The sequence below is a fragment of the Pantoea sp. YR525 genome (genome assembly GCF_900116775.1).
GTDB classification, from domain to species: Bacteria; Pseudomonadota; Gammaproteobacteria; order Enterobacterales; family Enterobacteriaceae; genus Pantoea; species Pantoea symbiotica.
Map to the genome: position 1 here is coordinate 19,980 of NZ_FPBU01000014.1, position 12,850 is coordinate 32,829.

Genomic DNA, 12,850 nt, shown 5'->3' on the forward strand with positions numbered 1-12,850 from the left:
CGACCGATTACAACTCGACAACCTCATAACTGTGGGTAATTTCCACGCCTTTACCCAGCATGATCGCCACCGAGCAATATTTTTCCGCCGACAGGTCAACCGCGCGCGCAACCGCTTTATCGCTCAACGCTTTGCCGCTGACAATAAAATGCAGGTTGATGGTGGTAAAAATGCGTGGCGCCTCTTCACGGCGTTCTGAGGTGAGTTTCACTTCGCAATCGGCCACATCGCTGCGCCCTTTTTGCAGGATCGACACCACATCAATGGCGCTACAGCCGCCTGCGGCCATCAGCACCATCTCCATTGGACTTGGCGCTTTGTCACCGGAATTACCGTCCATTAATACCTGATGGCCAGATGAGGATTCTCCGAGAAAGGTAAGACCTTCCACCCATTTCACTCGTGCCTGCATTATTCTCTCTCCTGAAGCGGCGGTTTTGCCGCCAGAGTACGCTTTCACCTGACAAACAGCAATCCAGAGTAATCCCCCTTCTGCTGAAGCGAGACAACACAAGACAGCTCGCAAAAGCTGTGCTACAAACAGTGCTGAAAATATTTTCGTCATCACAGACGAAGGCCGGAAGAATCAAAAGCGTAGCTTAAGAGTCCACCCGGAATAATTTTTCCTTTACTGGAAACGCTCGACGATTAAACCGCCTGACAGGGAAAAATGCCCCCTGTATTTTGGGCACGATTACAACAGAGGATAATAGCGAATGGTTCTCGGCAAACCGCAAACAGACCCTACACTCGAATGGTTCCTGTCCCATTGCCATATTCACAAATATCCATCCAAAAGCACGCTCATCCATCAGGGTGAGAAAGCGGAAACGCTGTACTACATCGTAAAAGGTTCCGTAGCGGTACTGATTAAAGATGAAGAAGGCAAAGAGATGATTCTCTCCTACCTCAATCAGGGAGATTTCATCGGCGAACTCGGTCTTTTCGAAGAAGGCCAGGAACGTAGTGCCTGGGTACGTGCGAAGTCTGCCTGCGAAGTGGCTGAAATTTCATACAAAAAATTCCGTCAGCTGATTCAGGTAAACCCGGATATTTTAATGCGACTTTCGTCGCAAATGGCGCGTCGTCTGCAAGTCACATCTGAGAAAGTGGGCAACCTTGCCTTCCTCGATGTAACCGGACGTATCGCGCAAACGCTGCTAAATCTGGCCAAACAGCCAGATGCGATGACTCACCCAGACGGGATGCAAATCAAAATCACCCGTCAGGAGATTGGTCAGATCGTGGGCTGCTCACGCGAAACCGTGGGTCGTATCCTGAAAATGCTGGAAGATCAAAACCTGATCTCCGCACACGGTAAAACCATCGTCGTTTACGGCACCCGCTAATTTCTTCTCACCCACGGCGTGATGGCAACATCGCGCCGTTTCTATTTGCGATGAGCTGATGTGGCGCCGAATCATCTATCATCCCGAAGTTAACTATGCGCTGCGGCAAACGCTGGTGCTGTGCCTGCCTGTGGCTCTCGGCTGGCTGTTTGGCGATCTGCAAAAAGGTCTGCTGTTCTCATTAGTGCCGGCCTGCTGCAACATGGCGGGGCTGGATACGCCGCACAAACGCTTTTTCAAACGCCTGATTGTGGGTGGCTCGCTGTTTGCCACCGGCAGTTTCCTGATGCAAATCCTCACCGCTTACCAGATTCCGCTGCCGCTGATTTTGCTGGCGCTGCCGCTGCTGATTGGCGTAACCGGCGAAATCGGCCCGCTGCATGCGCGCTTGCTGCCCGCAACTTTGATAGCCGCCATCTTTACGCTCAGCTTAGTGGGACGCATGCCGATGTGGGTGCCGCCGCTGCTCTACATTGGCGGCACGCTGTGGTACGGCTTATTCAACTGGTTCTGGTTCTGGCTGTGGAAAGAGCAGCCGATGCGCGAGTCGCTCAGCCTGCTGTTCCGCGAACTGGCGGATTATTGCGATGCTAAATACACCTTACTGACGCAGCTGACTGATCCAGAAAAAGCGCTGCCGCCGCTGCTGGCGCGTCAGCAAAAGGCGGTCGATCTCATCACCACCTGCTACCAGCAAATGCATATGCTGTCGGCCAGCCGCGATAACAGCCACAAACGCCTGACGCGCGCTTTCCAGGTGGCGCTGGATTTACAGGAACACATCTCGGTGAGTTTGCATCAGCCGGAAGAGGTGCAGAAGCTGGTTGAAGAGAGCCACGCCGAAGCGGTGATTCGCTGGAACGCCAAAATCATCTCGGCGCGACTGCGCGTGCTGGCGGATGCGATTCTCTACCATCAGCTGCCAGACCGTTTCCACATGGAGAAACAGCTCGGCGCGCTGGAGAAAATTGCGCGCCAGCATCCGGATAATCCGGTCGGCAACTTCTGCCTGTATCACTTCAGCCGCATCGCCCGCGTATTGCGTACGCAGAAGCCGCTCTACACGCGTGACCTGATGGCCGATCGCCAGCGCCGGTTGCCGCTGTTACCGGCGCTGCGCAGTTATCTGTCATTCAAATCCACCGCGTTACGCACCGCGGCACGCTTCGCCGTAATGCTGATGTTTGGCAGCGCGCTGGCGCTGTTCTTTAACATCCCCAAACCTTACTGGATTCTGATGACCATCATGTTCGTCAGCCAGAACGGTTACAGCGCGACGCGCGTGCGCATCCAGCACCGTGCGCTGGGCACCTTTGCCGGTTTGCTGATCGCCGCCGCCTCGTTACGGCTGGCGGTACCGGAATCGATCACGCTGCTGTTTATGCTGGGGATCACGCTGGCGAGTTATCTGATCACGCGGAAATATTACGGCTGGTCGATGATTGGCTTCACCGTCACGGCGGTGTATTCGCTGCAGCTGCTGTCGCTCAACGGTGCACAGTTTCTGCTGCCGCGCATGATGGATACCTTGATGGGCTGTTTAATTGCCTTCGCCGGGATGATTTGGCTGTGGCCGCAGTGGCAAAGCGGGCTACTGCGCAAGAACGCGCACGATGCGCTGGAAGCCTATCAGGAAGCGCTGCGAATGCTGTTGGGGCCGGAACAGTCGCCGGAGAAACTGGCTTATCAGCGCATGAAGGTTAATCAGGCGCACAACGCGCTGTTCAATTCATTGAACCAGGCATCGAGCGAGCCGGGCTTTAACCTGCAATATCTGAAAGATATGCGCATGTGGGTTACGCACAGTCAGTTCATCGTCGAGCATATTAACGCCATGACGATTCTGGCGCGTGAGCACACCATGTTGACGGCCAAGCTGGCGGAACGTTATCTGCAATCCTGTGAAATCGCGCTGCAGCGTTGTCAGCAGCGGCTGGCGTATGACGGACCGGGCAACGACAGCAATATTCTGGAAGCGCCGGAGAATCTGAATGAAGGGCCGGTGACGATTGTCGAACAGCATGTGAAGCGGATTTTGCAGCACCTCAGCGTGATGCATACCATCTCATCGCTGGCGTGGAGCCAGCGACCGCATCATGGTCGCTGGCTCAAGGTGTTACGTCCGAAAGCGGATTAAGCAGCCAGCACCTTTTCAATCGCGCTGGCGAAACGCGTCATGCCTTCGGCGATATCGGTAGGTTCAATCACCAGCGACGGCACAAAACGAATCACGTCGGTGCCAGCGGTGAGAATCATCAGCCCTTCCGCTGCAGAAGCATTGAGGATGTCACGCGCCTTGCTGGCGAACTGCGGCTTCAGCGCGGCACCAATCAGCAGCCCTTTGCCGCGAATTTCGCTGAAAATATCGAACTTGCTGTCGATAGCTTGCAGCGCTTCAACAAACTGCTGACGACGCGCTTCCACGCCTTCCAGCACTTCTGGCGTATTGATGATATCCAGCGCAGTTTCAGCGATGGCACAGGCCAGCGGATTACCGCCGTAAGTGGTGCCGTGAACGCCCGGCGCCATCACCGAGGCAATATCGTTGGTGGTCAACATCGCGCTCACCGGGAAACCGCCGCCCAGCGCTTTCGCGCTGGTAATAATATCGGGCTTGATACCGTAATGCTCATACGCAAACAGTTTACCGCTACGTCCCATGCCGCTCTGCACTTCATCCAGCACCAGCAGCGCATTGTGTTCATCGCACAGCGCGCGCAGACCTTGCATAAATTCTGGCGTGGCCGGCATCACGCCGCCTTCACCCTGAATTGGCTCGACCACGATGGCGCAGGTGTGATCATCAATCACCGCTTTTACCGCATCGAGATCGTTGAATGGCACATGCACGATATCCGCCGGTTTTGGACCGAAACCATCGGAGTATTTCGGCTGGCCGCCAACCGACACGGTGAACAGCGTGCGGCCGTGGAAAGCGTTATGGAAGGCAATGATTTTGCTTTTGAACGGGCTGTGTTTTTTGCAGGCGTAATAACGCGCCAGCTTGAATGCCGCTTCGTTGGCTTCCGCGCCGGAGTTACCGAAAAACACCCGATCGGCAAAGGTCGCGGCAATCAGTTTACTCGCCAGACGCAGCGCCGGTTCGTTGGTGAACACGTTGCTGGTGTGCCACAGCGTTTCGCCCTGGGTTTTCAGCGTTTCCACCAGCGCCGGATGACAATGCCCCAATGCAGTCACCGCGATCCCGCCAGAGAAATCGATATACTCTTTGCCCTGCTGATCCCACACTCGGCTGCCTTTACCTTTTACCGGCACAAACTGCGCAGGTGCATAAACAGGCAAAATAACGTTATCGAACGTTTCCCGGGTTACCGCTAGTTTTTCCGCTGCCATTGACGACCTCATCGGGTTATTTGTTGAGCTGATGTGAAAATATAATCACAAAATATGCATAAAAAATCACACGAAGGCAAACATAAGTTACGCGTTGAGGAAATTAGCCAGTAGCTGATGCCCTTGCTCACTGAGGATGCTTTCCGGATGGAACTGCACGCCTTCCAGCGGCAAGCTGCGATGGCGGAAACCCATGATCTCATCCGGCTGGCCGTCGCGCAGGGTCCACGCGGTGACTTCAAACTCAGCGGGCAGCGTATCGCGCGCCACAATCAATGAGTGATAGCGCGTCACGGTAAGCGGATTATTCAGATCGCGAAACACACCTTGATTAGTGTGCTGGATCAGCGAGGTTTTGCCATGCATCACCTGGCGCGCGCGCACCACCTGCGCACCGTAAGCTTGCGCAATCGCCTGATGCCCAAGGCAAACGCCGAGGATCGGCACGCACCTGGCGAAATGGCGAATCGCCGCGAGCGAGATGCCAGATTGATCCGGCGTACACGGGCCCGGCGAAATCACCAGATGCGTCAGCGGCAGCGCTGCCATCTCATCCAGCGTAATGGCGTCATTGCGCACCACGCGCACCTCCGCGCCCAGTTCGCAAAAGTACTGGTAGAGATTCCAGGTGAAGGAGTCGTAGTTATCGATTAGCAGCAGCATAGCGCCCTCAGGCCAGTAAAAGCGGCGCTATTCTACCCATTTTAGTTCGCCGGGCTCACCACTTTCGCAAACTGCGCGGAAAGCGGCGCTAAATCGCCCGCAACGCCAGCCGAAATTGCGGCGCGCCATTCATCGCGTTCGAGCGTTTCCCACGCAAGCTGATAACCGGCATGCAGTGCCAGCTGCTCGAAGAAGATGCGCTGCGCGCGGCCATTGCCGGCGCGGAACGGGTGCAGTACGAAGATCTCACAGTAGTAATGCGCAATGCGCGCCACGAAAAGTTCCTGCTCAAGGTCAGCCAAGCCGCGCTCTTCCTCCAGCGCCTGCATCAGCGTGTTGCCCTCTTTCTCAATGTACTCGCAATGACAATACGGCGTTTCATCGCGCCAGATGTCGATGGTGCGCAATTCTCCCGACCAGCTGTAGAGATCCTGAAACAGCGTACGATGAATGTGACATAGGCGCGGCAAACCGATGCTGCGCTGGCCAAGTTCTAACGTCGCCAGGCGCGCGGTGCTGAACGCCAGTTCCGCTTTGCGCAGCTGGGCTTCATCATGAATATCGAGACGATTCTTCAGCACGCTGTCGTTGTGCCACAGATAGGGATCGCGTACCGCTAAGCTGTTATCCGCCATATTGCCTCCTCAGTGACGCCAGGCGTTCTTCGGCATGTTCGGCCTCGATGAGCGGCTCACTGGACGTGTAACCGGCCAGGCGGCAACTGGCTTGATAGCTCGCAGCACGGCGCTGCTGCCACAAGGTGGCTTTCTGTTTCTCGGTGAGTTTGCTGGTCATAGCGCCTCCGGCAAGCAGTGAGCCCTAAGTATAAGCAGCAATTTTTTGCTTTGCCGGAGTGCAAATGACGCGCCAGTGAAAAACGGCGCGTTTAAGAATTAAGGCAGGACTTTGGCGGAGAGGATAACAATCGGTTTTGACGGCACATTTTGGTACGGACCGACATCTTTAGTCGGGACCTGCGCAATCTTGTCGATTACATCCTGGCCTTTCACAACTTTACCAAACACCGCATAACCAAAATCACGCTGACCGTGATCGAGGAAGGCGTTATCGGCTACGTTGAGGAAGAACTGGCTGGTGGCGCTATCTTTATCTGCGGTACGCGCCATCGAAATGGTGCCGCGCAGATTACGCAAGCCGTTGTCGGCTTCGTTTTTGATCGGCGCTACCGTTTGCTTCTGCTGCATATCGGTAGTGAAACCACCGCCCTGAATCATAAAACCAGGGATCACGCGGTGGAAAATGGTGTTGTTGTAGAAACCATTGTTGACGTAATCAACGAAGTTTTTCACCGAAACCGGGGCTTTCTGGTTGTTCAGTTCGAGTTCAATATTGCCCGCAGAGGTGGTGAGCAGCACATGTGGATCCCCTTTTGCGGCAAGCGCGGCAGAAGATACAGAAGAGAGCGCTAACAGGGCAACCGCCGCTGTCAAAGTACGTTTAAGCATGAAAGATTCCTTACCATGGAGAGCTAGCTCAAAAACGAGATTGATTGTAAAGAGCATGTGATCCAAGAGCCAGCGTTTTACCGATATTTACGCGGATGTTGCTATTGTCATACTTTTGCCGCCACGCAATCATTTGCGTGACGAAAATCACACTCTCAATGAAATATTTCCGCCTTGTTACACTCGTTGTTTATTAAGATCACAGCAACACTTACAATTCATGACACTTTTTGCCAATCTCGGCGCTTAACAGGTTCAGAACATGACAAACCGTAATCGCATTGGCCTTACCTGGATTAGCTATTTCTCCTATGCGCTCACCGGCGCACTGGTGATCGTTACCGGTATGGTGCTGGACAATATCGCGCAGTATTTCCAGCGCCCTATTTCAGAAATGAGCAACACCTTCACATTCCTTAATGCGGGCATTTTGGTGTCGGTGTTCCTGAACGCCTGGCTGATGGTGATTGTGCCGTTGAAGCGCCAGCTGATCTTTGGCTTTGTGCTGATGATCCTCGCCGTTGCGGGTCTGATGACCAGCCACGATCTCACCGTCTTCTCACTGTGCATGTTCATCCTCGGCGTGGTGAGCGGCATCACCATGTCGATTGGTACCTTCCTGATCACCCATCTGTACGATGGCCGTCAGCGCGGCGCACGTCTGCTGTTTACCGATTCGTTCTTCAGCATGGCGGGCACCATTTTCCCGATCATCGCCGGTATTCTGCTGGCGCGCGCGCTGCCGTGGTATTGGGTTTACGCCTGCATCGGCATCATTTATGTAGCCATCTTTGTGCTGACGCTGTTCATTGAGTTCCCGGTGCTGAAAAGCGAAGCGGCTAAGCCAGGCGTTGAGAAAGAGAAATGGGGCATCGGCGTGCTGTTCCTGTCGATTGCTGCGCTGTGCTACATCCTCGGTCAGCTCGGCTTTATTTCGTGGGTGCCAGAATACGCCACCAAATCGATGGGCATGGATATCGCTGCAGCTGGTCAACTGGTGGGTAACTTCTGGACCGCGTACATGGTCGGCATGTGGGTGTTCAGCTTCGTGCTGCGCTTCTTCGATCTGCAGCGCATCCTGATGGTGCTGGCCGCGCTGGCGACCGGTTTGATGTACTGGTTTGTCACCTCTAAAGACGCCAGCATGCTGCACTGGATCATCATGACGCTGGGCTTCAGCTCAAGCGCGATTTACACCACCATCATCACGCTGGGATCGCTGCAAACCAAAGTCTCTTCACCGAAGCTGGTGAACTTCATCCTGACCTGCGGTACCGTCGGCACCATGCTGACGTTCGTGGTTACCGGCCCAATCGTGGCGCAAGGTGGCGCACATGCCGCGCTCTCTACCGCTAACGGTTTGTACGCCGTGGTGTTTGTGATGTGTGTACTGCTCGGCTTTGTGACCAAACATCGCCAGCACGGCCACGTAACGCACTAAGTTTGATGGGCGGATTTCGGTCCGCCCTGCTCTTCAACGTTTAAAGGTTACCGCTTCTTTTTCCGCTAAATAGATCTCGCTGCTGGCGGGCTGCGTCGCTGCCACCAACACGCCTTTGCGCAGTGAATAACGTACCGGCACCTGACGCCGCACCGCATCAAATCCACTCTCCGCTGGCAGAATAATCAAACTGGCATCATTACCCGCCTCAATACCGTAATTCGCCAGCTGCATGGTTTTGGCGCTGTTCGCGGTAATCAGCTGCAAGCCATTATCAATCTGCTCGTAGCCCATCAACTGGCAAACATGCAATCCCATATGCAGCACCTGCAACATGCTGGCAGTGCCGAGCGGATACCAGGGATCGAACACATCATCGTGCCCAAAACAGACGTTGATGTTCGCTTCCAGCAGCTCTTTCACCCGCGTGATGCCGCGACGTTTCGGATAGCTATCAAAGCGCCCTTGCAGGTGGATATTCACCAGCGGATTGGCAACAAAGTTGATATTTGAGAGCTTAAGCAGACGGAACAGCCGCGACGTGTAGGCATTATTGTATGAGTGCATCGCCGTGGTGTGGCTGGCGGTGACGCGCTCGCCGTTGCCATCGCGATGCGCCAGCGCTGCCACGGTTTCGACAAAGCGCGATTGCTCATCGTCGATCTCGTCGCAGTGCACATCCACCAGCCGATCGTAGCGATTAGCCAGCGCAAAGGTTTTATGCAGCGACTCCACGCCGTATTCGCGGGTGAATTCGTAGTGCGGAATCGCGCCCACCACATCCGCGCCCATACGCAGCGCCTCTTCCAGCAAGGCTTCCCCGTTGGGATAAGAGAGAATGCCTTCCTGCGGAAACGCCACAATCTGGATGTCGATCCATGGCGCCATTTCCGCTTTCACTTCCAGCATCGCCTTTAACGCGGTGAGCGTGGGATCGGAGACATCCACGTGAGTACGCACATGCTGAATACCGTTGGCGATTTGCCATTTCAGGGTTTGCTGCGCGCGCTGTTTCACATCGTCATGGCTCAGCAGCGCTTTGCGCTCCGCCCAGCGTTCGATGCCTTCAAACAACGTGCCGGATTGGTTCCACGCAGGTTCGCCGGCGGTTTGCGTGGTGTCGAGGTGAATATGCGGCTCGATAAACGGTGCGCTCGCCAGTCCGCCCTCCGCATCCAGCGCGTCCGGCTGTGCTGCGGTTTGCGGCGGCTGCGGGCTAATCTGCGCAATCTTGCCGTTATCGATTTCGATCTGCCACAAGCCCTGCTGGCCCGCTAAGCGCAGGTTGTTGATCCACTTCAGTGACGGGTTTGCCATGCCGTACTCCTGTAAAACACAAAGCCTAAAGCTAGCACGAAAAAGGGAAACCAACGTAGGGTCGCCACGTATGGCGTAAGGCTTGTCAGATAAGCGTGAATCGGTCGCCATGAATGGCGACCCTACGGTGATTTTGTAGGGTGCGCATTCATGCGCACCTACTTACATATGCAATTTATTGCTTAATTGAGCGGCATTACGCCATTTATGGCAACCAGAACAATAATCAGCCAAATAAGCCACTTAACTAATTCGTTCAAAATCAGCCACATACCTCAAAATGGGTATATAGGGGCGCGCTTGATGTACATCAATAAGCGCCAAAAGCGCCGAGTTAAGGTAGGCGCAGATACCGCAATTTTTGAGGCAAGCATGAGCAAGCACAGTGTCGTTATTATTGGCAACGGCATGGTCGGCCACCGCTTTATAGAAGAACTTATCGACAAAGATCAATCCAATGAGTTTGCGATAACCGTTTTCTGTGAAGAGCCCCGCGTCGCCTATGACCGCGTCCACCTTTCCGCCTATTTTTCCCATCACACCGCCGAAGAACTCTCGCTGGTTCGCGAAGGTTATTACGAAAAGCATCAGGTAAAGTTGCTGCTCGGCGAACGTGCCATCACCATCAACCGCGACGAAAAACTGATTCACTCGAATACCGGTCGCGCGGTGCATTACGACACGCTGATTTTCGCCACCGGCTCTTATCCGTGGATTCCACCGATTAAAGGCGCGGAAGGCAGCGATTGCTATGTCTATCGCACCATTGAAGATCTCAACGCCATCGAAGCCTGTTCACGCCGCAGCAAACGCGGCGCGGTGATTGGCGGCGGCCTGTTAGGACTGGAAGCGGCAGGTGCGCTGAAAAACCTTGGCGTCGAAACCCACGTCATTGAGTTCGCGCCGGTGCTGATGGCGGAACAGCTCGATCCTCAAGGTGGCGAGCAGCTGCGCCGTAAGATTGAGCAGATGGGCGTGCGCGTTCACACCGGTAAAAACACCCAGCAGATCGTCCATCATCCACAAGGCGGTAAAACGCTGGAGTTTGCTGACGGCAGCGCGCTGGATGTCGATTTCATCGTCTTCTCCACCGGCATTCGCCCACAGGACAAGCTCGCCAAACAGTGCGGCCTGCAACTTGGCGCACGCGGCGGTATCGCCATTGACGATAACTGCCAGACCAGCGATGCGCACATCTTTGCGATTGGTGAATGTGCCGCCTGGCAGAACCGTATTTATGGTTTAGTCGCGCCGGGTTACAAGATGGCGCAGGTCGCCAGCGACCGATTGATTGGCCGCGATAACGCGTTTGCCGGCGCGGATATGAGCGCCAAGCTGAAACTGCTGGGCGTTGATGTGGGCGGAATTGGTGATGCGCATGGCCGCACGCCGGGCGCGCGCAGCTTCGTGTGGCTCGACGAGCAGAAAAATATCTATAAGCGCCTGATCGTCAGCGAAGATAACCGCACGCTGCTCGGCGCGGTATTAGTCGGTGACACCAGCGATTACGGCAATCTGCTGCAGCTGGCGCTGAATAACATCACGTTACCGGAAAATCCGGCCTTGCTGATCCTGCCCGCAGGCAGCGGCGAGAAGCCGGTGATGGGCGCTGATGCGCTGCCGGACAGCGCGCAAATCTGCTCCTGCTTCGACGTCAGCAAAGGCGATATCGTCAAAGCGGTGCAAGGCGGTTGCCACACCGTCGCGGCGCTGAAAACCGAAACCCGCGCCGGAACCGGCTGCGGCGGCTGCATTCCGTTAATTACTCAGGTACTGAACGCTGAACTGAGCCGTCAGGGCATCGAGGTCAACAATCATTTGTGCGCGCACTTCTCTTACTCGCGTCAGGAGCTGTATCACCTGATTCGCGTGGAAGAGATCACATCGTTCGACGCGCTACTGGCTAAATATGGTCAGGGCTACGGCTGCGAAGTGTGTAAACCGACGGTCGGTTCGCTGCTGGCGTCCTGCTGGAACGAATATGTGCTGAAGCCACAGCTCGCGCCGCTGCAGGACAGCAACGACCTGTTCCTCGGCAATATCCAGAAAGACGGCACTTACTCAGTGATTCCGCGTTCGGCCGGTGGCGAAATCACGCCGGAAGGATTGATGGCGATTGGCGCCGTGGCGCGCCAGTACAATCTCTACACCAAAATCACCGGCTCGCAGCGTATTGGCCTGTTTGGTGCGCAGCGCGACGATCTGCCGGCTATCTGGACGCAGCTGATTGATGCCGGTTTTGAAACCGGACAAGCGTATGCAAAAGCGCTGCGCATGGCGAAAACCTGCGTCGGCAGCGTCTGGTGCCGCTTTGGCGTGGGCGACAGCCTCGGCTTCGGCATTGAGCTGGAGCATCGCTACAAAGGCATTCGCACCCCGCACAAGATGAAGTTTGGCGTCTCCGGCTGCACGCGCGAATGCGCCGAAGCGCAGGGCAAAGACGTTGGCGTCATCGCCACCGAGAAAGGCTGGAACCTGTATGTGTGCGGCAACGGCGGCATGAAGCCACGTCACGCCGATTTGCTGGCCGCCGATCTCGATCGCGATACGCTGCTGAGCTATCTCGACCGCTTCATGATGTTCTACATTCGCACCGGCGACCGCCTGCAGCGCACCTCGCTGTGGCTGGAAAGCATGGACGGCGGCATTGATTATCTGCGCAGCGTGATTATCGATGACAAACTCGGCCTGAATACACAGCTGGAAACGGAGCTGGCGCGTCTGCGCGCGGCGGTGGAATGTGAGTGGACCGCAACGGTGCAGGATCCACAACAGCAGCGCCACTTCAGCACCTTTATCAACAGCGATCGGCGCGATCCGCTGGTGCAGCATATCAACCAACGCGATCAGCATCGTCCGGCGCAACCCGCCGAGCGCATTGCGGTCACTCTGATTGAGGAGATCGACGCATGAGCCAGTGGCATTCGGTGTGTGAACTCAGCCAAATTCTGCCTGCGACCGGCGTTTGCGCGCTGATCAACGGCCAGCAGATTGCCATCTTTCGTCCGCATGACGATGAGCAACTCTACGCCTTAAGCAATATCGATCCTTTCGCCCAGGCCAGCGTGTTGTCACGCGGCCTGATTGCGGAGCACCAGCAGGCGCTGTGGGTGGCAAGTCCACTGAAGAAACAGCGCTTCCGCCTGAGCGATGGCTTTTGTCTGGAAGACGAAGCGCGCTCGGTGGCGAGCTATCCGGTGCGCGTTCGCGATGGCAAGGTCGAGATCTGCGCCTGACAGCATTCCTTCACTTTATGAGAC

12 protein-coding genes are annotated in these 12,850 nt (G+C 55.5%); 5 read left to right on the forward strand and 7 right to left on the reverse strand.

Annotation, left to right across the window (positions count from 1 at the left end):
• Positions 1–7: 7 nt before the first annotated feature.
• The gene (locus BM323_RS22355; RefSeq protein WP_008101814.1) at positions 8–412 is read right to left on the reverse strand and encodes an OsmC family protein; all 405 of its coding nucleotides are present in this window, start codon (positions 410–412) and stop codon (positions 8–10) included.
• A 304-nt stretch (positions 413–716) separates the two neighbouring features.
• On the opposite strand from BM323_RS22355, the gene crp reads away from it, so the two are divergent.
• Together crp and BM323_RS22365 are read left to right on the forward strand one after the other, a co-directional pair.
• Positions 717–1,349 (forward strand): cAMP-activated global transcriptional regulator CRP, encoded by a 633-nt coding sequence (gene crp, locus BM323_RS22360; RefSeq protein ID WP_003852956.1) that lies wholly within the window; start codon positions 717–719, stop codon positions 1,347–1,349.
• Between the two features lie 58 nt (positions 1,350–1,407).
• The gene (locus BM323_RS22365) at positions 1,408–3,486 is read left to right on the forward strand and encodes a YccS/YhfK family putative transporter (RefSeq protein WP_008101812.1); all 2,079 of its coding nucleotides are present in this window, start codon (positions 1,408–1,410) and stop codon (positions 3,484–3,486) included.
• On the opposite strand, the gene BM323_RS22370 is transcribed toward BM323_RS22365, so the two are convergent.
• The 5 genes from BM323_RS22370 to ppiA form a co-directional block, all read right to left on the reverse strand.
• Entirely contained in the window at positions 3,483–4,703 is a 1,221-nt protein-coding gene (locus tag BM323_RS22370; RefSeq protein ID WP_008101810.1) for a bifunctional acetylornithine/succinyldiaminopimelate transaminase, read from the reverse strand. The genes BM323_RS22365 and BM323_RS22370 overlap by 4 nt on opposite strands.
• A gap of 87 nt (positions 4,704–4,790) precedes the next feature.
• Entirely contained in the window at positions 4,791–5,366 is a 576-nt protein-coding gene (locus tag BM323_RS22375) for an aminodeoxychorismate synthase component II (RefSeq protein ID WP_008101808.1), read from the reverse strand.
• 41 nt (positions 5,367–5,407) lie between these two features.
• Positions 5,408–6,001 carry a putative adenosine monophosphate-protein transferase Fic gene (locus tag BM323_RS22380; protein ID WP_008101806.1) on the reverse strand — a complete coding sequence of 198 codons (594 nt, stop codon included), beginning with the start codon at positions 5,999–6,001 and terminating at the stop codon, positions 5,408–5,410.
• Positions 5,991–6,161, reverse strand: coding sequence for a YhfG family protein (locus BM323_RS22385; RefSeq protein WP_008101805.1), 171 nt, complete (start codon positions 6,159–6,161; stop codon positions 5,991–5,993). Before BM323_RS22385 ends, BM323_RS22380 begins: the two co-directional genes overlap by 11 nt.
• Positions 6,162–6,259: 98 nt before the next feature.
• A complete protein-coding gene (ppiA, locus tag BM323_RS22390; protein WP_008101803.1) occupies positions 6,260–6,832 on the reverse strand; it encodes a peptidylprolyl isomerase A in 573 nt (190 codons plus the stop codon).
• A 262-nt stretch (positions 6,833–7,094) separates the two neighbouring features.
• On the opposite strand from ppiA, the gene tsgA reads away from it, so the two are divergent.
• Positions 7,095–8,273: an MFS transporter TsgA gene (gene tsgA, locus BM323_RS22395; protein WP_008101801.1), complete on the forward strand. Its 1,179-nt coding sequence runs from the start codon at positions 7,095–7,097 to the stop codon at positions 8,271–8,273.
• Between the two features lie 33 nt (positions 8,274–8,306).
• Here tsgA and BM323_RS22400 read toward each other — a convergent pair whose 3' ends face one another.
• The gene (locus BM323_RS22400) at positions 8,307–9,590 is read right to left on the reverse strand and encodes a cytosine deaminase (protein ID WP_008101800.1); all 1,284 of its coding nucleotides are present in this window, start codon (positions 9,588–9,590) and stop codon (positions 8,307–8,309) included.
• Between the two features lie 372 nt (positions 9,591–9,962).
• Here BM323_RS22400 and nirB point away from each other — a divergent pair, with 372 nt between their 5' ends.
• Both nirB and nirD read left to right on the forward strand, forming a co-directional pair.
• Entirely contained in the window at positions 9,963–12,503 is a 2,541-nt protein-coding gene (gene nirB, locus BM323_RS22405) for a nitrite reductase large subunit NirB (protein ID WP_008101799.1), read from the forward strand.
• Entirely contained in the window at positions 12,500–12,826 is a 327-nt protein-coding gene (gene nirD, locus BM323_RS22410) for a nitrite reductase small subunit NirD (RefSeq protein ID WP_008101797.1), read from the forward strand. The genes nirB and nirD overlap by 4 nt, the downstream gene beginning before the upstream one ends.
• The last annotated feature ends 24 nt before the right edge of the window (positions 12,827–12,850 follow it).